Here is a 19,716-nt window from a genome sequence, read left to right as displayed (position 1 = left end):
AGCTGGTGCTCGCCAGGGTGTCGTCGATCGGGGCCGCCTCGGTCTCGGGCAGCTCCATGGTCTGGAGGTCGAGGATCGCCATGACTTTCTCCTTCATCTACTGAGGGTGAACAACCCGGCCGACGGCCGGGGGCCGTGGGTGCGCGGGGCGCACGGTCAGAGGCAGATCAGCGTGGAGACGGTGCTGGTGCCGCAGTTGAGGACGCTCAGCGAGCTGGTGCTCGCCAGGGTGTCGTCGATCGGGGCCGCCTCGGTCTCGGGCAGCTCCATGGTCTGGAGGTCGAGGATCGCCATGACTTTCTCCTTCTTCTGCGGAGGGTGTACAACCCGGCCGACGGCCGGGGCCTGTGGGGGCGCGGGTGCGCCCGGGGGTGGCGTACGGGCGGGGTGGGCCCGTCAGCCGGTGGTGGCAGCGGGCGGCGGTGTCGCCGCGCCGGGCCTGCCGGTCCAGGGGAGGAAGGGGGTGCCGGCCAGTGCGGTGCCGAGGGCGAGCAGCACTCCGGCCGAGCCGGTGGCCAGGTCCGCGGAGAGCCGCAGCAGTTGGTCGCCGGGGAAGGCGAGCTGCCCGCGGTAGGTGACCTGGTGCAGGGTCAGCAGGGTGCGCTGGCGTTGCAGCAGAGCGGTGGCGGCGGGTTCGGCGGCGCGGGCGCGGGTGAGCGCGAGGTAGCCGAGCAGTCCGGCCCTGCCGTTGAACAGGCCCGGCTGGATGATGAACTCGGGTTCCGCGGCGCGGCGGATCGCCTGCTCGTGCTCGGCCGCCGGGCTGTCGGGGCGGTGGGCGAGCAGGGCGTCCAGCGCGAGGCCGATGCCCGCGCTGCCGGTCTCGACGTAGGGCAGGACCCGGCGGCCGTCGACGACTTGGAGGGTGCCGTCGGTGACGGCGGTGCAGCGGTCCAGGTCGAGTTGGAGCAGGGTCTGCGCCTGGTCGAGCAGGGCCGGGTCGCCGGTGTACTCGTACAGCCGGACCAGGGCGAGTACCGTGCCGGAGGCCCCGGCCAGCAGGCCGGCCCGGCGCGCGGGGTCGCTGCGCCCGGCCTTCTCCAGGGTCCCGGCGGCGGAGCGGGTGAGGCTCAGGGCGTCGTCGAGCAGCCGCCGGTCGCCGGTGGCCTCGGCGAAGTGCAGCAGGGTCAGGGCGATGCCGGGTGCGCCGGTGGCCAGGTCGGGGCCGGGTTCGTCGTCGGGGGCGGCGGCCAGGCGGTGCAGCAGGCCGAGCGCGCTCTCGCGTTCGCCGAGCAGGTCCAGGACGTACGCCACACCGTGCCCGCCGGAGTACAGGCCGGGGGTGGTGGGGCGGGTCCTGGCGGCGTCGGCCAGCCAGCGCACGTGGTCGGGGTCGACGGCGGCGCCGGTGGCGTGCAGGGCGTAGAGCACGCCGGCCGCACCGTGGGCGAGGCCGGGGCCGCGCTGGGTGAACTGGGCGACGTCGCCGGGGAACAGCCGGTCCGTACGGTCGGGGGTGGCCATCGCGGCGATTCCGGCGGCGAGCGAGTCCCTGATCGCGGGCCAGTCGGGTTCGGCGGCGGCGAGCAGCGCGTTGGCCTCGGCGCGGCGCTGTCCGAGCTCGGGGCGGGCGGTGCGGCCGTCGCCGGGTGCGGCGGCGAGCAGGCGGCGGATGTCGTCGGTGTAGCCGGGTGGCACCGGGAAGCGCCGCTCGATCGCGTCGGCGAGTTCGTCCGCCTTCCCCGGGTCGAGGGCGGGGAGTTGGGCCAGCGGCAGGAACAGCCAGAGCCGGATCGCGGCCAACCCGTACCGGTCGATCTGCGGGCCGGTGTACCCCGGGGGCGCGGTGAATCCGGCGGCGCCGAGCGCCGGCCGCAGGAACTCATCGACCGTGCTGGCGAGTTCGAAGTCGATGAAGCAGAGGCTGCCGTTCGGCCGGATGATCAGGTTGCGCGGGTGGAGGTCGCCGAAGACCACGCCGCGGTCGTGGATCCCGGCGAGCGTGCGCTCGAGCCGGTCCACGATGTCGAGTGCGTCGCGGGTGTACTCGGCGACGGCGGCCTCGTCGGTGCCGGGGTGGATCAGCGGGTAGCGGCTGGTCAGCCACTCGCTGAGGGAGCGTCCCTCGACGAACTCCTGGACCAGGAACTCGTGTTCCCAGGCCGTCAGCAGTCCGTACTGGGCGGGGACGCCGGGGACCCCGGCCAGCCGGTCCAGGATGGCGTGCTCGTTGCGCAGCCGGGTGATCGCGTCGACGCCGCGCTGGTCCAGGCCCGCGAACGGCCGGGCCTCCTTCAGTACGACCTTGGTGCCGCCCTCGCCGTCGCGGGCCAGGTAGACGCCGCCGGCGTTGGAGAAGTGCAGGACCCGCTCGATGGTGTACGGCAGTCCGGTGTCGCGCTGCGCCGCCCGTTCGGCGATGGCCGGGGCGAGGCGGGCGGGGACCGGCGCCCAGGCGGGGACGGCGAACCCGGCGCCGCGGACGTCGGGCACCAGCCGGCCGTCCGGCTCGGCGAGGGCGAGGACCCGCTCCCCCGCGTCGTTGCGGCAGTGGCGCTCGGCGAAGCCGCCGTACCTCAGGTAGAGCGGGCCCTCGCCCCAGCGCAGGTCGCTGAGGATGTAGGGGCCGCGGCGGCCGGCCAGCAGCGGGCCGAGGCCGTCGAGACATCGCTCCAGCTCGGCGTCGTCCACGGGGTAGAGGGTGCAGAACTTCCCGCTGGCGCCGCGCGGTGCGTACTTGGAGTTCTGGACGTGGAGGATGGGCAGACCGCGCAGGAACTTGAAGGTGATGCGCTCGCTCAGACAGAACGCGTGGACCTGCTCGAGGACCTGCTCGGCGTCCTCGGCGCACGAGGACACGTGGATCTTCCAGCCCTGCGTGGGCAAATGGACGTCCACCGGCCGGACCACGGCCCAGATCTCCTGGTCCCCGCGCTCCCACCCCGCGGGCAGCGGCCGGCCGACGGCGGCGAACTCCTCGTGGGCGCCCCAGCGGCGGGGCGAGTCGTAGAAGAGCGGGTCGGCATAGGCATAGGCCTCGTACCGGTTGTCCAACGGAACCCTCCTCGGTGCGGGATGCGGCACAGGTGGGACTGCGGAGACGCCGGCGCACCGCCCGGGGGCCGATTTGAGCCCCGCCGCGATGCGACTATCCGAAGTGTTGGGTGCCCGGAGTTTCCTGCGCAACGGCGCGGACGCAGGTATTCCGGATGAATTTTCACCCCTGGCGCAGACGCCGCGCCCGGAACGAGCCGGGGTGCGAAAAAGTGCGCCCTCCGCCCGCGAACCGATCCACCGGGCCACCGGCCGGCACCGGGCACCCGTTGCACCCCCACCCGACCCGCTTCGCCATACCCCGCTCCACCTGCATGGATACTGACTGCGCGGGCAACTCACCACGGCACCGGCCGGCGGGAGCGCGCACGGGCGGACACCGGCGCACGTATGGGCGGAGTTCACCGCTCCGCCAACGATCCGACACCGGGCCGGGCTTGCGCATTAATCGAATCGGCGTGAACGAATGACCTTTGATCGCTTTAACGTTCTAATTAAGATCGGATTTCTTCGACGTGACCAAGGCTGGATCTGCTCCCCCGAATCCAAGCCCGGATCCGAACCCGGACCCGGGTGCCCGCCGAACTCACACCCGGCCGGGCGAGTTCACCGCCAGCCCGTCCGTCCAGCTGCGCTGCTCCGCCGTGTCGGGGACGGCCAGCCCACGGGCGCGCCCGATCGCGTCCCAGGCGGTGCCGGGGTCGACGCCCTCCAGAATCAGCACCGATGCGGCGAGCAGCGAGGAGCGTCCGATCCCGGCGCGGCAGTGGGTGACCACATGGGCCCCCGCGCGCAGCCGTCGGGCGAGGTCCCGCAACGCGGGCAGCACCGCGGGCCGGTCGGGCACGGTCCGGTCGGGAATGGGTATCGGGACGAAGTCCAGCCCGGCGGCCACCGCCTCGCGTGCCTCTTCGGCGAGTCCGAGCTCCTCCGACTCGGGGCCCGTGAGCGCGCAGACCAGGACGTCGACGCCGGCCCGCCTGAGCGCGGTCATCTCGTCCGACAGCCAGTCGTGGCCCCGGGGCCTGGCCATGGTGCTCAGCCGTCCCGGGAGGGGCAGGTCGACGGTGAAGAGGGCAGGTCGCATACGGGCAGCATCCTTCCGATCGGGAACTGACGGACAGTCACATGTGAAAGCAACGGCAGACGGTAACGGCGCTGCCGGACACCTGAGAAACGCGCGCATCAACGGCCGGGCACTCAACGCCCCATGCTCAACGGCCCGCGCTCAACGGCCTGCGCTCAACGGCCCACGCCCAACGGCCCACGCCCAACGGCCTGCGCTCAACGGCCTGGCCCCGACGGCCGCCGCTCGGCGGCCTTCGCTCAGCGGCCGGCGCCGAGCACCTGCTCCAGGTCGAGCCCGTCCTCGTCGTCCGGGCCGCCCGCCACGAAGGCGTCGACGGCCGGGGCCGTGTCCAGTCGCCCCTGCCAGGTGCGCACCACCACATGCAGCGGAGTCAGATCATACGACTGGCGGGAGTCCTCCAGCGCCTCGGCCCAGTCCCGTTCGAAGGCGGGCAGCCACCGCTCCGCACGCCGGTCGGCCCGGATCCGGGCGACCAACCGGGCGGCCGCGGCGGGAGCCGGCACCGGCGGCAGGGCCGGCACGTGGTCGGGCTGAGCACTCATCGGGTCCTCCGCACAAGGGTGTCCGTGGTCACGGTACGCCACCCGGGCGGCGGCCGGAGGGGGTCCGGGGATCCCGGCGCCGCCGTACGCCCCGCCGGGTCCGGAGGGGAGGAGCGTCAGAACGGCTCGTCCTCGTCGTCCGGGATGACGTGGACGGCGGCCTCCTCGGCCGAGGCGGCGGCGCCGTCGATGCCCACGTCCGCCGCGAAGGTGTTGGGCCCGGGCGCGTCGGTGGCCGCCAGCCGGCCGGCCCGGACCACGCCGACCTCACGGTCCCACGGCTCACCGTCCGTGTCGGAGGTGTCCCCGATGCCGTCCCCGTCCCGGTCCAGCGACTGCGGTCCGTCGTCGGGGTTCTCCTGGGCGAGCCGCTGGTCCAGGGTCTCGCCCCGGCGCTGCTCCTCGACCGTGGTTCCCCGGCGCTCGACCGCGAGGGGCCGCTCGGGCGGTGTCCAACCCTCGTCGTACGGGTCGGCCTCCCGCTGGCTGAGGGTGTCCTCGGTGTCCAGCACCCCCGCGTCGTCGACGACGTCGCCCGCCTCGGGCTGATAGACGTCGTCGCCCCTCGCGTTCTCCGTCCCGGCCATGGCGTACGTCCTCTCGTGCGACTCCGGCGCCCGCGTCGCCGCTGCTGTCCGCGTCGGCGGGAACGTCCGCCGACGTACGGCGGCGCCCGCCGACCCGTACCGGGCGGAGCGCACTCCGCCACCGGCGCGGCCTGCCGGGCGTGGGACGCGCGGCAGCCCGGTACCGGTCGCGACCGCGGTCACGGCGGTACGTGGCCGGGCGGTCACGGGCGGGTCGCCCGTCACTGCCCCGCACACCGCCGCTTCCGTGCGCCGCCGCCTGCCGAGATCGCGGCGGCACTCGCGGACGCGTGGCACGTCTCCAGATTAAGGGCCCGCGCCCCGCCATGGTCACTCAACCGGTCCGGCGCCCCGCCGCCCACCGCTCCCCCGGCCCGCGAGAGGCGCCACGGAAGGGCCGGACACCGGCCGACGGCCTGCTCCCCGGGCCGGCGTCAGCCGCACGGCATCGCGGGTCGGTCACCCTCCGGATGAGGCACGGAGCTGCCCGCGAGGCGCCTGCGGAGGCATCCCACCGTGGCCCGCCCGCACGGGGCGCCCACATCGCCGTCCTTGGCAGGACCTGGCCGGCAAGGCCGAGCCCACCGGCGCCATGGCCGCACTCCAGACTCCAGCACGACAGCGAAGCACTCCGCCAGCGACTCACTGAACACGCCTGCTCCAGGACTCGGCACACCGGCGATCCACCCCGGGGCCACAGTCCGCAAGCCCGGGGACGCGGCCCGGCGCTAGGGCGCCACCGCGAAGCCATCCCCCGGACGCCCGTATCGGCGAGCGGCCGGGCCCTGATTCTCCGTGGCATCGGCTCCCTGGGACCGGTAGCGTAGCGATCTTCGCCGGGCCCGGGCCCGGTGGAGTCCCGAAGGCGGACGCCGATGACCGACCCTGCTGTGAGAGCTGCCGAGCTGCGCCTCGACGCCGCCCTCGAGCGCCTGACCGCCGCGTTCCGGACCGCGGTGGCGCGCCCGGAGGAGCACAACTGCGCGTGCCACTGGGGCAGTGCCGAGGAGCTCGCCCTGTTGAAGGTGCCCGGGGCGGAGCTGGATCCGGACCTGCTGCGGCGGACCTGGCAGGCTCCCGACTGGGACGATCACGCCGCGGTGCTGCGACGGATCCTCCCGCAACTCGCCACGGCGCTCGCCGACCCCGGCTCCGAGTCCTTCCGCTACCGGGCGGAGATCGGGCTGTCGCTCCACCGCGGCGACTGGCAGGGGTGGCCGCCGCAACAGGCCGCGACCGTAAGGGAGTTCCTGCACGCCTTCTGGGCGCTCGGCCTGGTCGCACCCGAGCGGGTGTCGCACGCCGGCACGACCCTCGTGCTCTGTGTCGAGGCTTCCGGCGAGCTGGCGCCCTGGCTCGACGCCTGGGCGGCGCTGGACCATCCGGTGGCCGACCGGGCCTTGGCGGAGGCGGTCGAACTCTGGGAGGACGACCTCCTCGCGCAAGAACTCCCTTGGTACACCTGGCACGACCGGGACAGCCTGCTGGCCACGCTCACCGCCTGGCTCACCCGCCACGCCCCGGCCCGCGTGACCCGGTAGCAGCGCAGGACGCCGGTCAGGTGCCGGACGGCATGTCAGGTGCCGGGCGGAACGGACAGCGGCGGTGCGGCCGGGGCGGGGCCGAGGGTGGTGGTGCCCGGGGCCGAGCGGTGACCGAGGCCCGTGCGGTAGACGTCCAGGGCCGCCTCGGTCCGGCCGGTGCGGCGCAGCAGGTCCCCGAGGAGGCGGCAGAGGTCGGCGAGGTCGCCTGCGGCGCCCGCGCGTTCGAGCAGTGAGAGGGCCCGGACGTAGTGTTCCTCGGCGCGCTCGGGGTCGCCGCGGTCGTCGGCGATCAGGCCGAGCAGGCGGTGCGCTCCCGCGGCGTGGACGGCGCCCCGGTCCGGTCCGATCCGGTCGAGGAGCCGTTCGAGCAGGTCGGCGGCGTCGGCGGCGCGGCCGCGGCGGCGCAGGACGTCGGCGAGTTCGACGTCGACCTGGTCGGTGAAGAGGGCGGCCTGCCGGGACGCCAGCATGTCGCGGGCGGTGCGCAGTTCGCGTTCGGCGGCGTCGAGGTCGCCGGACTGGGCGTGGACGTACCCGCGCATCCAGTGGCATTTGGCGAGGTCGGTGGTGAGGCGCAGCCGCTGGTAGAGCTCCTGGGCCTTGGCGAGGGAGGCGTCGGCCTCGGCGGTGCGGCCTTCGGCGATCAGGGTGCGGGCGACGCTGCGGTGCATTCCGGCGACCAGGGCGGGGTCGGTGGCGCCGGGTGCGAGGGCGAGGGCGAGTTCGGCGGCCTGCGCGGCGCGGGCGTGGGCGCCCATGTCCATGTACGGGCCGATAGCGGCGGAGTAGAGCAGCAGCAGCGCGTCGGGGTCGTGCAGTCCGCCGGCGTTGAGCCGGTCGATGGTGGTCTCGAGCAGGTAGCAGGCGTAGCGCAGTTCGCCGGCGAGCAGGTGGGCGACGGCGCGGCCGCGGATGGCGGCGGCGCGCCGGGGCAGGGGCTGGTCGGCCTGCAGGCGTTCGGCGGTCTCGAAGTGTTCGCGGGCCTCGGTGAGGTGTCCGGCTTCGAGGGCGCAGTCGCCGAGGCCGAGCAGGGCGGCGGGGCGTAGCGCGTCGGCGCCGTGGCGGCGGGCGGTGTCCAGGCAGGCGGCGAAGCGTTCGGCCGCGTCGGCGGTGTCGCCGGCGGCGAGGGCGCCGTGGGCCTCGGTGAGGGCGAGGCGCAGTTCGGTGTCGAGGTGGGCCGGGCGGCCGGTGGCGAGTTCGTCGTAGGTGACGCCGAGGCGTTCGGCGAGGTGGCGCAGGGCGGCCTCGGAGGGGCGGACGCGGCCGGCCTCCAGGGTGGAGACGTAGGCGGCGGTGTAGGCGGGTTCGGCGAGTCTGCGCTGGGTCAGGCCCTTTTCGCGGCGCAGGTGTTGGATCCGTCGGCCGATGTCGGCGGGGTCGCTGCGTTCGGTCATGGCTGCCTCTTCACGTCGATCACCGGCCATTGTTGCGCCGGGCGTTGCCCCGGGCGTAGGGGCGGCCCTACATTAACTCAGCACTTAAGCCTGATTATCCGTCAACTTAACATCAGTCCGGAGGTCAATCCCGTGCGCAGAGCCCGACTCACCGCCCTCGCCCTGGCCGGCGTCACCGCCGTCGCCGCACTCAGTGCCACCACCACCGCCGCGGCCGCCCCAGGCCCCAGCTCCCCCGGCCCGTCCGCCGCCGCAGGTGCCGCCCCCGCAGGCGCCGCTGCGGCAGGTACCGCTGCGGCGCGTTCGCACGAGGTGGAGGCGTTCGGCGAGGACGGCAGCATCAGCCGGGCCCGGGTCCCCGGGTCCTCCCCGTTCGCCGCCCCGAAGCTCGCGGCCCCGCGCGCGGCCGGGGACGGCACCGTCACCCCGGTGGTCCACAACGGCAGCACCGCCGCCAAGCTCGACGTCGTCGTCATCGGCGACGGCTACACCGCCGCCGAGCAGGACAAGTTCCACGCGGACGCCGCCACCAAGTGGCAGGAGATCACCGCGGTCGAGCCGTACCGGACCTACCGCGCGCTGTTCAACGTCTGGACGGTGGACGCCGTCTCGGCCGAGTCCGGCGCCTCCGGCGACCCGGACCGCACCACTGTCCGCAACACCGCGCTCGGCTCGTACTTCTGGTGCGAGGACATCGAGCGGCTGCTGTGCGTCGACACCGACGCGGTCGACCGGTACGCGGCCAAGGCGCCGCAGGCGGACCTGGTCATCGTGGTCGCCAACACCGCCAAGTACGGCGGCGCCGGCTACAACGACATCGTCTCCCCGCTCGGCTACTCGGGGATAGCGACCGTCGCCGGCGGCAACGACCGCTCCGGCCAGATTGCCGTGCACGAGACGGGTCACTCGCTGGGCAAGCTCGCCGACGAGTACTTCTACGACGGCGGCGGCACCTACCAGGGGGACGAGCCAGCCGAGGCCAACACCACCACGCTGACCGCCGCCGACCTGCGCCGCACCCGCACCAAGTGGTACCGCTGGCTCGGCCGCCCCTCCCCCGACGGCGGCACGGTCGGCACCTACGAGGGTGCCGGCTACTACCCGTCGGGGCTCTACCGGCCGACCGACAACTCGATCATGCGGTCGCTGGGACGGGAGTTCAACCTCCCCGGGCGCGAGGCCATGATCGCGGGCTTCTACCGGTACGCCTCCCCGCTGGCGAGCGACACCCCGGCCGGAACGGTCCTGCACCGCGGCGACCGGCTCACCGTCCAGCTCCCCGCGCCCGGCACTCGGCTGCGCTGGTACCTCGACGGGCGCGAGGTGCGGGGCCTGCGCGACCGCGCCACCGTCCGGATCGCCGACCTCGACCTGGCGGGGCCGCGCTTCCTGCACCACTGCCTGACCGCGGTGGCGACCGACCCGACCGACGCCGTCATCGACCCCGAGCTGCGCACCGCGCTCACCGACGCCGTGACCTGGCAGGTCACCCGCTGACCTCCGTGGGGCACCGGCAGCCCTCGCCGGTGCGGGCTCAGTCGCCGTCCGGGCCGTCCTCGTCCCCGAGTTCCACCCGGACGGCGACGAGCCCGCCGTCGGCGTCGAAGTCCGCGAAGGCGGGGAACCAGCCGTCGCCGCACCCGGTCATCGCGAACAGCACCTGCGCGCCGCCCACCCGCACTGCGCCGGATCCGGTGGCGGAGCCCCGGACCTGGCGCATGACCTGCCAGTGGTGGGAGTGCGGCCGCAGGTCGAAGGCCAGGCCGCGCCGCGGGTTCGCCTCCTTCCACTCCGCGAGGGCCTCCGCCCGTTCGAGGGCCTCGGCGGGCGGGAGGCCCGTCCAGCCGTACGAGTCCTCCTCGCCGGGCTCCCCCAGCCGGGGCGCGCCGAACGCGGCGGCCGCCTCGTCCTGGTGGAGGCCCCAGAACGCCACGTCCGCGAGGCCGTCCACCGGTTCGTCGTGCTGCCAGGCCGCCAGCGCGTCGGCGTCCGCGAACGCCAGCCGGGCCCAGTCCACACCGATCACCCCGAGCGGGACGGACCGGGCGACCGGCGCGTCCCGTACCAGGACCCGGAACCGCGCCCAGCCGTCCCCCTCCTCCCAGTCGCCGCCGTCGTCGTCCCCGCCGTCCCCGTCGTACGCCGCCCGGGTGGCGAGTACGGGCAGCGCGACGTCCTTCGGCAGTCCGCCCAGCGCGACGAACGGGACGCCGGAGACGGAGAAGCTCCCGCCGCCCCGAGCGACGCAGCGGCGGGCACGGTCGCGGTGCGGCACCCCGTCCGGCAGCTCCTCCAGGCGGGCGTCGAGCCCGGCGGCTCCGCAGTGCGCGATGAACCGGGCGGTCAGGTCCGCCACCTCGTCCACCGGGACGTCGTACAGCACCGGGCCGGGCTCCCCGTCGATGGAGCGGGCCGCGGCTTCGGCGTCGGGGCCGGTCACGGCGAGGTCGACCACCGGTCCGTGGTCGAGCTCCGGGTCGGGATCCACGGCGCCCGGGGACGCGTCGCCGCGCCAGAGCCCGAGGTAGCCGCCGTCCACGACCAGCAGCTCACCCGAGGGACAGGTGACCTCACCCAGCATCAATGTCTCAGCCATGGCGCAGGACTCTAGACGCTCCCACCGACGTTCCCGGAGCCAGGGGCCGGGATCCGGGGGCCGGGGCGGGCGTACACCCAGGAGGGCGAACGCCGGGGGCGCCGCCGCGCGCTGCCGGGCCGGGCGGGTGACTCCGGCCAGAATCGACCTGATCACAGCGCCACCGAGTCACCGAGTCACCGAGTCACCGAGCGAGAGGACCATCCCATGCCCGACTTCCGCCCGACGCAGGACCGTGTGATCGTCAAGCCGATCGGGGAGGCGGCCCGGTCGGCCACGGACACCCGGCAGGGCGAGGTGGTGGCGGTGGGACCCGGCCGGTCCCTGGAGGGTGGCAAGCCGCACCCGGTGGACGTCAAGGTCGGCGAGCGGATCGTGTTCCCCGGCTTCTCCGGCTCGGAGATCGAGGTGGAGGGAGAGGTTTACGTGGAACTGCCGGAGGACGAGATCCTGTCGGTGTCCGCGGAGTAGCGCGCCTGCAGGCCCGCCCCGCCGCGCGGTCAGCCGCCCGCATCCCCGGCTCCCGCCCCCGCTGCTGCGGCGGCCGCGTCGGCCAAAGCGCCGACCACCGCCGCGACCACCGGTTCGGGCCCGGCCGTCCCGGCCCGGTGGTGGACCGACACCACCCGGTGTCCGACGCCCGGCAGGGCCGCGGCGGCCACCCGGCCCTGCGGGACGCCGGCCAGGGCGAGCAGCGGGACGACGGCCGCGCCGAGCCCGGCCTCGACCAGGGCGAGCACGGCGGGGAACTCCATGCAGACGTGGGCGCGGCGCGGGGTCAGCGCGTGTTCGGCGGCGAGCCGGGCCAGTGCCTGGCCGCAGGCGGACTCCGGCGGTGCGGCGATCCAGGGCACCGCGGCCAGGTCGGCGACCGTCCGGATCCGGGCAGCCCAGCCCGGCGGCACCACGATCCGGTACTCGTCCTCCAGCACCGTGCGGACCGCGATCCCCGTACGCCGTTCCCGGTCACCGGTCCCGGCCGGGGCGGTGGCGGCGGAGGCGAGTGCGGCGTCCTGTTCGGCGATGACCACGTCGACGGCGCCGGTCCGCAGTTCGCGCAGTGCGGCCTGCCCCTCGGTGTCGACCACGCTCAGCTCGATGTCCGGGTGGTCGACGGCGAGCCGGCCGATGGCGGGGACCACCAGGTGCCGTACCGCCGTGGGGAACGCGGCGACCACCACCCGGCCGACCGCCCGGCCGGACAGTGCGGCCAACTCCCGCCGAGCATCGGCGAGTTCACGTTCGATCCGCTCCGCGCGGGCGGCCAGCAGGCGGCCGGCCGCGGTGAGTTCGACCCGGCGGTGGGTCCGGTCGAGGAGCTTGACCCCGGTCTCGCGTTCCAGTTGGGCGATCTGCTGCGAGACCGCGGACGGCGTGAGGTGGAGCAGCCGGGCGCCCTCCATCACGCCGCCGCGCACGGCCACGGCGTGCAGGACCCGCAGCCTGCGGGGGTCGATCTCCATCCGGGGCGCCTTCCGCTTCACCGTGACTGTCGCATCGCTTAAGAAACTATCGCTTGAACTTCAGTTTTCCTTCATCGAAGGTGGGGTCATGACTTCCAGCCAGACTTCCGCCGCCCGGTCCACCGGCCCCGACCTCCGGGTCCAGTTCGATGCGGAGGTCACCTTCCGCAACGGCGGCGGCCTCCAGGTCCAGGGCTTCCGCCTGGACCTCGACCGCCTGGACCTCGACCGCCCGGACCTCGACCGCCCGGACCTCGACCGCCCGGAGGTGGACGAGCCGGCGCTGGCCGCGCGGTTCGTCCGTGAGCTGGGCCTGCTCATGGTCGACCGGGTGACGCTGGACCGGATCACCGTGATCCGGGAGCAGCACAAGGGGCCGCGCGGCGATGCACAGGCGCAGGCGCCGGTGTCGGACGGTGCCCGCCGGCTGGTGGAGCTCAGCCACCCGATCCACCACGGCATGGTCACCTACCCGGGCCTGCCGGGACCGGAACTGAGTGACCATCTGTCGCGTGAGGCCTCGCACGACCACTACGCCGAGGGAACCGAGTTCCAGATCGGCCGGATCAGCATGGTCGCCAACACCGGTACCTACCTGGACACCCCGTTCCACCGGTTCGCCGACGGGCCCGACCTGTCGGGCATCGGTCTGGAGCGGCTGGTGGACCTGGACGGGCTGGTGGTCCGGGTGGGCCACGAAGGGGTGGGCCCGGACGACCCCGGCCGGGCCATCGGGCCGCTGGTGTTCGCGCCGTACCGGGTCACCGGCCGTGCGGTCCTGGTGCACACGGGCTGGGACCGGCACTGGGGCACCGGGCAGTACGGGAGCGGGAACCCGTTCCTGACCCGGGAGGCCGCCGAGTGGCTGGTCGCGCAGCGGCCCGCGCTGGTCGGCATCGATTCGCTCAACATCGACGACACGGCCGACGGCACGCGTCCGGCGCACACCCTGCTGCTGGAGGCCGGTATCCCGGTGGTGGAGCACCTGCGCGGCCTGGAGCAGCTCCCGGCGGACGGTTTCCGCTTTCACGCGGCGCCGCCGCGGATCGCCGGGCTGGGGACCTTCCCGGTGCGGGCGTTCGCGGTGACCACCGCCCCGGCGGATGGGGGCGGCGCCCGGTGAACCTGGCTGTGGCGCTGGTCGGGTGGGCCGCCGCGGCGGCCCTGCTGGCGGCGTACGCCCTGGTCTCCGCGGGCCGCCTCGACGGGTCGGGCCGGGCGTTCCAGCTGCTGAACCTGGCCGGGGCGGCGGGGCTGACGCTGAACTCGGCCGCCCACCGGGCCTGGCCGTCGGTCGCCCTCAACGCGGTCTGGATCCTGATCGGCGTGGCCGCGCTCGCGGGGATGTCCTCCGCCGGGACCCGCCTCCGCCGCCACCCCCGCTCCCGCCGGAGCCGGTCAGCGGGTGGCAGCGGCAGTGGTGGTGCCGGGCTCCGGGAAGACCTGGCCGAGCAGGCGCCGTAGGGCCGAGCGGTCCTCGGCGTCCAGCTGGTCGAGGCCGGCGAGGCCGGAGATCAGTTCGGCGCGGATCAGGCGGACGGTCTGCTCGCCCTGCTCGGTCAGCAGGACGTTCTTGACCCGCCGGTCGGCGGCGGCCACCTCGCGGCGGACCAGGCCGCGGGCCTCCAGGCGGTCGACGATCCCGGTGACGTTGGAGGCGTCGCAGGCCAGCAGGTCGGCGAGGGTGCGCATGGGCATCGGGGTGCGGAGCAGGCTGAGCATCTTGCCCTGCATCAGGGTGAGTCCGCGTTCGGCGGCCACCGTGGCGAAGCAGCGGTAGTAGGCGGCCGCGGCCCGGGCGAGCTGGTCCATGAGCTCGACGGGCGTGGGGGCGGCGGCCGGCCGGGGCGCAGACTGGGTCATGGGTCGAGTGTAGGCGAGATTACTTGACATCCTCAACGATCGAGGACTACCTTCATAAATTAGTTGAAGACCTCAACCATCCAGGCCCTCGGACCCCAGGTCCGGACCGTCCACCGCGGCAGGGCCCCGATCCCGGCTGGAGCCCCACCATGACCGCCGCCCTGTTCGTCGTCACCGGCGCCACCCACTGGACCCTGGCCGACGGCACCGCCCACCCCACCGGCTACTGGGCGGAGGAGCTCGCCGAGCCCCACCGGATCTTCCGCGCGGCGGGCTTCGAGATCACCGTTGCGACCCCGGGCGGCGTGCCCGCCACCGTCGACCGGGCCAGTCTCGCCCCCGAGGCCAACGGCGGTGCCGAGCAGGCCGGCCGGATCGCCGCGTACCTCGACTCGATCGGCGCCGAACTCGACCACCCGGCGGACCTCGCGGCCGTCGACCCCGACGCGTTCGACCTGGTCTTCTACCCCGGCGGCCACGGCCCGATGGAGGACCTGGCCGTCGACGCCGACTCCGGCCGGATCCTGACCCGCACGCTGGACTCGGGCCGGCCCCTGGGCGTGGTGTGCCACGCGCCCGCCGCCCTGCTGGCCGCCCGCCGGGAGGACGGCGAGTGGCCGTTCGCCGGATACCGGATGACCGCCTTCACCAACGCCGAGGAGCACGCCGTCGGTCTCGCCGCGGGCGCCCGCTGGCTGGTCCAGGACCGGCTGACCGAGCTGGGCGCCGACTTCGCCGAGGCCGAGCCGTTCACCCCGCACACCGTGGTCGACCGCAACCTCTACACCGGCCAGAACCCGGGATCCTCGGCCGAGTTGGCACACACCCTGGTCCGGGCGGTGTCGACCGACCCGGCCACCGTGGTCGCCCGGCTGCGGGGCTCCTTCGACACCGGCCGCACCAGGCCGCTCGCCTGGCGGCTGGCCCAGCTGCAGGCGCTGCGGGCCCTGCTCACCGAGCAGTCCGAGGTGTTCCTGGCCGCTCTCCACGCCGACCTCGGGAAGAACGCCAAGGAGGCCTACCGCGCCGAGGTCGGCTTCACCCTGAACGAGCTCGACCACACCGTCGCGAACCTGGAGGAGTGGCTGACGCCGAGGCCCGCCGCCGTCCCCGCGCCCTTCCTCCCCGCCGAGGCACGGGTGGTCCGCGACCCGCTCGGCGTCGTCCTGGTCATCGCGCCGTGGAACTACCCGCTGCAGCTCGCGCTCGCCCCGGTGGTGGGGGCGCTCGCCGCGGGGAACACCGTCCTGGTCAAGCCCAGCGAGCTCGCGCCCGCCACCTCCGCGGCGCTGGCCCGGCTGATCCCCCGTTACCTCGACCGCGAGAGCGTCGCCGTGCTGGAGGGCGCCGTCGAGGAGACCACCGCCCTACTGGGGCAGCGCTTCGACCACATCTTCTACACCGGCAACGGCACGGTCGGCCGGATCGTCATGGCGGCCGCCGCCAAGCACCTCACGCCCGTCACCCTGGAGCTCGGCGGCAAGAGCCCGGTCGTGGTCGAGCCCGGCGTCGACCTGGCCCACACCGCCCGGCTGATCGCCCGCGGCAAGTTCCAGAACGCCGGCCAGACCTGCGTCGCCCCGGACTACGTGCTCGCCATCGGCGACACCGCGGCCGCACTGGAGCCCGAACTGGTGACCGCCGTCCACGAGCTGTACGGCGAGGACCCCGCGGCCAGCCCGGTCTACGGACGGGTCGTCAACGAGCGCCACCACGACCGCCTCACCGCGCTGCTCGGCGACGGCCGGCTGGTCACCGGCGGCGAGGGCGACCGCGACCGGCGCTACCTCGCACCCACCGTCCTCGCCGACGTCTCCCCCGAGGCGCCGGTGATGCGCGAGGAGATCTTCGGCCCGGTGCTCCCGATCATCCAGGTCCCCGACCTCGACGCGGCCATCGCCTTCATCAACGAGCGCGACAAGCCGCTGGCGCTGTACGCCTTCACCGGGTCGGAGCGGACCAAGCAGCGGCTCGCCCGCGAGACCTCCTCCGGCGGCCTGGTCTTCGGCCTGCTGCTGTCCCACCTGGCCGTGCCCGAGCTGCCGTTCGGCGGCGTGGGTGAGAGCGGCATGGGCCGCTACCACGGCGAGTACTCCCTCGACACCTTCAGCCACGCCAAGGCCGTCCTCGACAAGCCGCTCGGCTGAAGCCGAACCGGCCGCACCGCCCCCTGCATCACCGACGAATCACCGACGTATCACCGACACCACCGTCCCCGGCCCCGGCTCAGACCGCGGGCCGGGGAGCGCACCCCCGGAAGGCACCACCATGACTTCAGCAACCCGCCCCGCCGGACCGGGCCGGGTCGACCACCGGGCGGCCGTCGCGGCCCAGACCGAGCGGTTCGCCGCCGCGGTACGCGACGCCGACCCGGCCACCCCGGTCCCGACCTGCCCCGGCTGGACGCTGGCCGACCTGGTCCGGCACGCCGGCAGCGTGCAGCGCTGGTTCGCCGTGCTGCTGCGGCAGCGGGTCCAGCAGCCGCCCACCAGCCGCGAGGTCGACCTCCGGCTGCCGGAGGAGGCGTCCGGCTATCCGGACTGGCTTCTCGACAGCGCGGCCGAGGCCGCCGACGCCTTCGCAGCCGGGGACCCGGACGAGCCGATGTGGGCCTGGGGCGCCGACCAGCACGCCCGCTTCTGGGTACGGCGGATGCTGTTCGAGACGCTCGTGCACCGGGTCGACGCCGAACTCGCCCTGGGCCTGCCCGCCACCGTCGACCATGACCTCGCGGTCGACGGCGTGGACGAGTTCCTGGTCAACCTGCCGTTCGCCGCGGTCTTCGCACCAGGCACGGCGCAGCTGCGCGGCGCGGACCGGACCATCCGTTTCGGCTGCACCGACGGCGGGGACGAGTGGCTGGTCCGTCTGCGGCCGGACGGCTTCGGGGTCGACCCCGACGGGGCCGGGGCCGCCGCCGACGCCACGGTCCTCGGCACCGCCGCCGACCTGCTGCTGCTCCTCTACGGCCGCCTCGACCGCACCGCGGGCGGCTTCGAACTGGCCGGGGACCAGGAGCTGCTGGCGCACTGGTTCGCCAACTCCGCGTTCTGAGAAGGCGCTTCGGGCGGTCCGCCGCACGGCCGGGGGCGGCCTGCCCGGCCGCGCGGCGGGTCGGGGTCCGGGCGTGCCGGTGAGGTGCGGTGCGCCCGGGTTCGGTGTTGAGTGGTCCCCTGTACCCATGTGCCCCTGTGCCGCCGACGGAGGCGGCCGGGCGCACCCGACCGGGCACCGCCGACCACCGACCTGGAGAGAACATGACCACCCTCGCGCCGGTTGCGCTGGTCACGGGCGCCAACCGCGGCCTCGGCCTGGCCACCGCCCGCCGGCTCGCCGAACTCGGCCACACCGTCCTGCTGTGCGCGCGGCGCCCGGAGGACGCCGAGCGGGCCGCCGAGGGCCTCGCCGGGCTGCCGGGCGTGGTGCTGCCCCGCCGGCTGGACGTGGACGACCTCGACGGCATCCGCGCGCTCGCCAGGTCGGTGGAGACGGAACCGGGCCGGCTGGACGTCCTCGTCAACAACGCGGCCATCAACTACGACACTGCCGAGCGGGCCTGCGACGTCGACCTGGACGAGGTCCGCCGGACGCTGGAGACCAACCTGTTCGGCGCCTGGGCGATGGTCCAGGCGTTCCTGCCGCTGCTGCGCCGCTCCCCGGCCGCGCGGGTGGTCAACGTCTCCAGCGAGTCGGGGTCGCTGGCCTCGATGTCGGGCGGGACACCGGCCTACGGCATCTCCAAGGCGGCCCTCAACGCACTCACCCGCAAGCTCGCCGACGAGCTGCGCGGGGAGCGGATCCTCGTCAACGCGGTCTGTCCGGGCTGGCTCGCCACCGACATGGGCGGCCCGGGCGGCGGGCCGGTCGAACAGGGCGCCGCCGGCGTGGTCCGGGCGGCGACCCTGCCGGACTCCGGTCCCACCGGCGGCTTCTTCCGCGACGGCCGCCCGCTGCCCTGGTGACCGCCACCGCGCGGGCGGTCCGGCGCAGTCGCGGTCGCGGTCCGTGGCGGGGTCACATCACCGGGCCGCCGTAGAAGGGGCTGTAGTAGCCGGCGTACTTCTCCTGGTAGCCGAGGTCCGCCTCGAGCTGGAACGGGTCGAACTCCGGCCCGTGCTTGATCTCGTCCTTGGTGCGGTCGACGTGGACCTTCCGCTCGTCCTCGTCGACCCGCAGGACGACGCCGGCCGGCAGCAGGACCAGCCGGCCGAGGATCCACGGCCCGGTGTCGACCACCAGGTAGCGGGCGCCGACCTCCTCGGAGAGCCGGTCCACCTTGCCGAGGTGGCCGTCGGTGGCCTCGACGTGGTAGCCGACCAGGTCGGTCCCGGAGATGTGGCCGGAGGTCGAGCGGAACTCCCAGATCCCGGTGTCGCTGCTCATGGACTGCTCCTCCCGTCGGGGGCGCGGTGCCGGATCGTCGGCGGTGCGCCGCGCAGGGCTCGGCTGCCCCGGAACCCGAGGTTCATGCCTGCCGGTCCCCACCGGGGCCGCCGCGGGCACTAGTCCCGTGATTGGCCCAGGAATTGACGGTCCGAATGTCCCGTGCGGCGGGCCATTCGACCCGATAGAGTCATGATCATGAAGACCACGGAGAACCCCGAGACCCAGTCCGTCCAGCCCGCCCAGCCCGCCCAGCCCGCTCAGCCGGTCCTGACCCGTCGGGCCGAGGCCGAGACCTGTGCCGACCCGAGCAGTGTGATGTCCCTGCTGGCCGACTCGGCCGGCACCGGCGGCGCCTTCACCAGCTACCGGTCGAGCTTCGCCAAGGGTGCCGTCGGCGCGCCCGCGCACTTCCACACCCGGGCCTGGGAGTTGTTCTTCGTGCTCGGGGGGTCGCTGCAGGTGCTGCTCGGCGAGGAGGTGACGGTGCTGCACGAGGGCGACTTCCTGGCGGTGCCGCCGCACACGCCGCACGCCTTCGCGGCCGCGCCCGGCTGCGAGGCCGACGTGCTGTTCGTGTTCACGCCGGGGATGGCCCGGTTCGACTACCTGCGGCTGCTCGGCCGGGTGATGCGCGGGGAGGCGGACCCGAAGGAGATCGCCGAGTCGGCGGAGCGCTTCGACAACCACTACGTCGACAGCCCGGCGTGGCGGGCCGCACTGGAGGCGTCCGCATGATCGACCCCGCCGCGCCGGTCCGGGTGGCCCGCCCTTCGCGGGACCTGGCCGCCGCCGAACGCTTCTACGTCGACGGCCTCGGGCTGAAGGTGCTGTGGCGGACCACCGAGCGGGTGCCGGGCGAGCACGACCTGCTGATGGTCGGTCCGCCCGGCGGTGCCTGGCACTTCGAGCTCACCCGTGACCCGGAGCGCCCGCTCGAGCCCACCCCCACGGTCGACGACCTGTTCGTGGTCTACCTCGGCGCGCCGGCCGAGGAGGCGCTGGTGGAGCGGCTGGTCGCCTGCGGCGGCACCCGCACCCCGGCCCACAACCCGTACTGGGACGAGTACGGCGTGACCGTCGCCGATCCGGACGGCTACCGCATGGTGCTCTGCTCGCGCACCTGGAACCCCTGAGCCGGGGCGGGCCCACCGGCCCGCGCGGCGGCGGCAGGCCACCTGTCAGGTTACCTGTCGGTACGTCAACGGAGCTTCCCGCCGCCGCGCTCCGCCCCAGCTCAGCCGCCCCCCGGCCAGGGTC

The 19,716-nt window shown here is 74.5% G+C and carries 20 protein-coding genes and 1 pseudogene; 11 read left to right on the top strand and 10 right to left on the bottom strand.

Annotation, left to right across the window (positions count from 1 at the left end; genetic code table 11):
- Nucleotides 1-156 precede the first annotated feature (156 nt).
- The 5 genes from AB0D08_RS02600 to AB0D08_RS02580 all read right to left on the bottom strand — a co-directional run bounded on the left by AB0D08_RS02600 (nt 157) and on the right by AB0D08_RS02580 (nt 5,213).
- Nucleotides 157-294, bottom strand: a complete 138-nt coding sequence (locus AB0D08_RS02600; protein ID WP_107452462.1) for a SapB/AmfS family lanthipeptide — start codon at nt 292-294, stop codon at nt 157-159.
- A gap of 102 nt (nt 295-396) precedes the next feature.
- On the bottom strand, nt 397-2,994 hold the full coding sequence (gene lanKC, locus AB0D08_RS02595) for a class III lanthionine synthetase LanKC (protein WP_359886021.1): 2,598 nt from the start codon (nt 2,992-2,994) through the stop codon (nt 397-399).
- A 586-nt stretch (nt 2,995-3,580) separates the two neighbouring features.
- Entirely contained in the window at nt 3,581-4,081 is a 501-nt protein-coding gene (locus AB0D08_RS02590) for a tyrosine protein phosphatase (RefSeq protein ID WP_359886020.1), read from the bottom strand.
- 239 nt (nt 4,082-4,320) lie between these two features.
- Nucleotides 4,321-4,626 carry a DUF6247 family protein gene (locus AB0D08_RS02585; protein ID WP_033825099.1) on the bottom strand — a complete coding sequence of 102 codons (306 nt, stop codon included), beginning with the start codon at nt 4,624-4,626 and terminating at the stop codon, nt 4,321-4,323.
- A 116-nt stretch (nt 4,627-4,742) separates the two neighbouring features.
- Complete coding sequence (locus AB0D08_RS02580; RefSeq protein WP_033825100.1) at nt 4,743-5,213, bottom strand: DUF5709 domain-containing protein; 471 nt, start codon at nt 5,211-5,213, stop codon at nt 4,743-4,745.
- 875 nt (nt 5,214-6,088) lie between these two features.
- Between AB0D08_RS02580 and AB0D08_RS02575 the strand changes: the two genes are divergently transcribed.
- Nucleotides 6,089-6,754: a hypothetical protein gene (locus tag AB0D08_RS02575; protein WP_359886019.1), complete on the top strand. Its 666-nt coding sequence runs from the start codon at nt 6,089-6,091 to the stop codon at nt 6,752-6,754.
- Between the two features lie 35 nt (nt 6,755-6,789).
- Here AB0D08_RS02575 and AB0D08_RS02570 read toward each other — a convergent pair whose 3' ends face one another.
- Entirely contained in the window at nt 6,790-8,151 is a 1,362-nt protein-coding gene (locus AB0D08_RS02570; RefSeq protein WP_033825101.1) for a helix-turn-helix transcriptional regulator, read from the bottom strand.
- 132 nt (nt 8,152-8,283) lie between these two features.
- Between AB0D08_RS02570 and AB0D08_RS02565 the strand changes: the two genes are divergently transcribed.
- Nucleotides 8,284-9,648, top strand: a complete 1,365-nt coding sequence (locus AB0D08_RS02565) for a M64 family metallopeptidase (protein WP_033825102.1) — start codon at nt 8,284-8,286, stop codon at nt 9,646-9,648.
- Nucleotides 9,649-9,685: 37 nt separating this feature from the next.
- On the opposite strand, the gene AB0D08_RS02560 is transcribed toward AB0D08_RS02565, so the two are convergent.
- The gene (locus AB0D08_RS02560) at nt 9,686-10,747 is read right to left on the bottom strand and encodes a hypothetical protein (RefSeq protein WP_033825103.1); all 1,062 of its coding nucleotides are present in this window, start codon (nt 10,745-10,747) and stop codon (nt 9,686-9,688) included.
- Between the two features lie 207 nt (nt 10,748-10,954).
- Here AB0D08_RS02560 and AB0D08_RS02555 point away from each other — a divergent pair, with 207 nt between their 5' ends.
- On the top strand, nt 10,955-11,218 hold the full coding sequence (locus AB0D08_RS02555; RefSeq protein WP_033825104.1) for a co-chaperone GroES: 264 nt from the start codon (nt 10,955-10,957) through the stop codon (nt 11,216-11,218).
- A gap of 29 nt (nt 11,219-11,247) precedes the next feature.
- Here the strand turns inward: AB0D08_RS02555 and AB0D08_RS02550 are convergent, their stop codons facing one another.
- Nucleotides 11,248-12,210: a LysR family transcriptional regulator gene (locus AB0D08_RS02550; protein WP_359886018.1), complete on the bottom strand. Its 963-nt coding sequence runs from the start codon at nt 12,208-12,210 to the stop codon at nt 11,248-11,250.
- 88 nt (nt 12,211-12,298) lie between these two features.
- Between AB0D08_RS02550 and AB0D08_RS02545 the strand changes: the two genes are divergently transcribed.
- Nucleotides 12,299-13,333, top strand: coding sequence for a cyclase family protein (locus tag AB0D08_RS02545; protein WP_359886017.1), 1,035 nt, complete (start codon nt 12,299-12,301; stop codon nt 13,331-13,333).
- Entirely contained in the window at nt 13,330-13,674 is a 345-nt protein-coding gene (locus tag AB0D08_RS02540) for a hypothetical protein (protein ID WP_359886016.1), read from the top strand. Before AB0D08_RS02545 ends, AB0D08_RS02540 begins: the two co-directional genes overlap by 4 nt.
- On the opposite strand, the gene AB0D08_RS02535 is transcribed toward AB0D08_RS02540, so the two are convergent.
- Nucleotides 13,609-14,073, bottom strand: a complete 465-nt coding sequence (locus tag AB0D08_RS02535; RefSeq protein WP_359886015.1) for a MarR family transcriptional regulator — start codon at nt 14,071-14,073, stop codon at nt 13,609-13,611. The two genes, AB0D08_RS02540 and AB0D08_RS02535, sit on opposite strands and share 66 nt — an antisense overlap.
- Nucleotides 14,074-14,222: 149 nt before the next feature.
- On the opposite strand from AB0D08_RS02535, the pseudogene AB0D08_RS02530 reads away from it, so the two are divergent.
- The 4 genes and pseudogenes from AB0D08_RS02530 to AB0D08_RS02515 form a co-directional block, all read left to right on the top strand.
- Nucleotides 14,223-14,915 (top strand): annotated as a pseudogene (locus AB0D08_RS02530) (type 1 glutamine amidotransferase domain-containing protein); the annotation flags it as partial.
- On the top strand, nt 14,913-16,220 hold the full coding sequence (locus AB0D08_RS02525; RefSeq protein WP_304441515.1) for an aldehyde dehydrogenase family protein: 1,308 nt from the start codon (nt 14,913-14,915) through the stop codon (nt 16,218-16,220). The pseudogene AB0D08_RS02530 and the gene AB0D08_RS02525, both read left to right, overlap by 3 nt.
- Before the next feature lie 121 nt (nt 16,221-16,341).
- Nucleotides 16,342-17,127 carry a maleylpyruvate isomerase family mycothiol-dependent enzyme gene (locus AB0D08_RS02520; protein WP_359886014.1) on the top strand — a complete coding sequence of 262 codons (786 nt, stop codon included), beginning with the start codon at nt 16,342-16,344 and terminating at the stop codon, nt 17,125-17,127.
- Nucleotides 17,128-17,330: 203 nt separating this feature from the next.
- Entirely contained in the window at nt 17,331-18,035 is a 705-nt protein-coding gene (locus AB0D08_RS02515; RefSeq protein WP_359886013.1) for an SDR family oxidoreductase, read from the top strand.
- A 52-nt stretch (nt 18,036-18,087) separates the two neighbouring features.
- Here the strand turns inward: AB0D08_RS02515 and AB0D08_RS02510 are convergent, their stop codons facing one another.
- Nucleotides 18,088-18,456, bottom strand: a complete 369-nt coding sequence (locus tag AB0D08_RS02510; protein ID WP_359886012.1) for a PRC-barrel domain-containing protein — start codon at nt 18,454-18,456, stop codon at nt 18,088-18,090.
- Nucleotides 18,457-18,648: 192 nt separating this feature from the next.
- Here AB0D08_RS02510 and AB0D08_RS02505 point away from each other — a divergent pair, with 192 nt between their 5' ends.
- Complete coding sequence (locus AB0D08_RS02505) at nt 18,649-19,194, top strand: cupin domain-containing protein (RefSeq protein ID WP_033825109.1); 546 nt, start codon at nt 18,649-18,651, stop codon at nt 19,192-19,194.
- Nucleotides 19,191-19,592: a VOC family protein gene (locus tag AB0D08_RS02500; protein ID WP_033825110.1), complete on the top strand. Its 402-nt coding sequence runs from the start codon at nt 19,191-19,193 to the stop codon at nt 19,590-19,592. The genes AB0D08_RS02505 and AB0D08_RS02500 overlap by 4 nt, the downstream gene beginning before the upstream one ends.
- Nucleotides 19,593-19,716 lie beyond the last annotated feature (124 nt).

The organism is Kitasatospora sp. NPDC048540 (assembly GCF_040651175.1).
Taxonomy (GTDB): domain Bacteria; phylum Actinomycetota; class Actinomycetes; order Streptomycetales; family Streptomycetaceae; genus Kitasatospora.
This window is presented reverse-complemented; position numbering and strand designations above follow the sequence as displayed.

Excerpts from the sequence above, each read along its gene's own strand:
- AB0D08_RS02600 (WP_107452462.1), bottom strand. The coding sequence starts at position 294 with ATGGCGATCCTCGACCTCCAGACCATGGAGCTGCCCGAGACCGAGGCG.
- AB0D08_RS02590 (WP_359886020.1), bottom strand. The coding sequence starts at position 4,081 with ATGCGACCTGCCCTCTTCACCGTCGACCTGCCCCTCCCGGGACGGCTG.
- AB0D08_RS02585 (WP_033825099.1), bottom strand. The coding sequence starts at position 4,626 with ATGAGTGCTCAGCCCGACCACGTGCCGGCCCTGCCGCCGGTGCCGGCT.
- AB0D08_RS02580 (WP_033825100.1), bottom strand. The coding sequence starts at position 5,213 with ATGGCCGGGACGGAGAACGCGAGGGGCGACGACGTCTATCAGCCCGAG.
- AB0D08_RS02575 (WP_359886019.1), top strand. The coding sequence starts at position 6,089 with ATGACCGACCCTGCTGTGAGAGCTGCCGAGCTGCGCCTCGACGCCGCC.
- AB0D08_RS02570 (WP_033825101.1), bottom strand. The coding sequence starts at position 8,151 with ATGACCGAACGCAGCGACCCCGCCGACATCGGCCGACGGATCCAACAC.
- AB0D08_RS02560 (WP_033825103.1), bottom strand. The coding sequence starts at position 10,747 with ATGGCTGAGACATTGATGCTGGGTGAGGTCACCTGTCCCTCGGGTGAG.
- AB0D08_RS02555 (WP_033825104.1), top strand. The coding sequence starts at position 10,955 with ATGCCCGACTTCCGCCCGACGCAGGACCGTGTGATCGTCAAGCCGATC.
- AB0D08_RS02550 (WP_359886018.1), bottom strand. The coding sequence starts at position 12,210 with ATGGAGATCGACCCCCGCAGGCTGCGGGTCCTGCACGCCGTGGCCGTG.
- AB0D08_RS02545 (WP_359886017.1), top strand. The coding sequence starts at position 12,299 with ATGACTTCCAGCCAGACTTCCGCCGCCCGGTCCACCGGCCCCGACCTC.
- AB0D08_RS02535 (WP_359886015.1), bottom strand. The coding sequence starts at position 14,073 with ATGACCCAGTCTGCGCCCCGGCCGGCCGCCGCCCCCACGCCCGTCGAG.
- AB0D08_RS02520 (WP_359886014.1), top strand. The coding sequence starts at position 16,342 with ATGACTTCAGCAACCCGCCCCGCCGGACCGGGCCGGGTCGACCACCGG.
- AB0D08_RS02515 (WP_359886013.1), top strand. The coding sequence starts at position 17,331 with ATGACCACCCTCGCGCCGGTTGCGCTGGTCACGGGCGCCAACCGCGGC.
- AB0D08_RS02510 (WP_359886012.1), bottom strand. The coding sequence starts at position 18,456 with ATGAGCAGCGACACCGGGATCTGGGAGTTCCGCTCGACCTCCGGCCAC.
- AB0D08_RS02505 (WP_033825109.1), top strand. The coding sequence starts at position 18,649 with ATGATCATGAAGACCACGGAGAACCCCGAGACCCAGTCCGTCCAGCCC.
- AB0D08_RS02500 (WP_033825110.1), top strand. The coding sequence starts at position 19,191 with ATGATCGACCCCGCCGCGCCGGTCCGGGTGGCCCGCCCTTCGCGGGAC.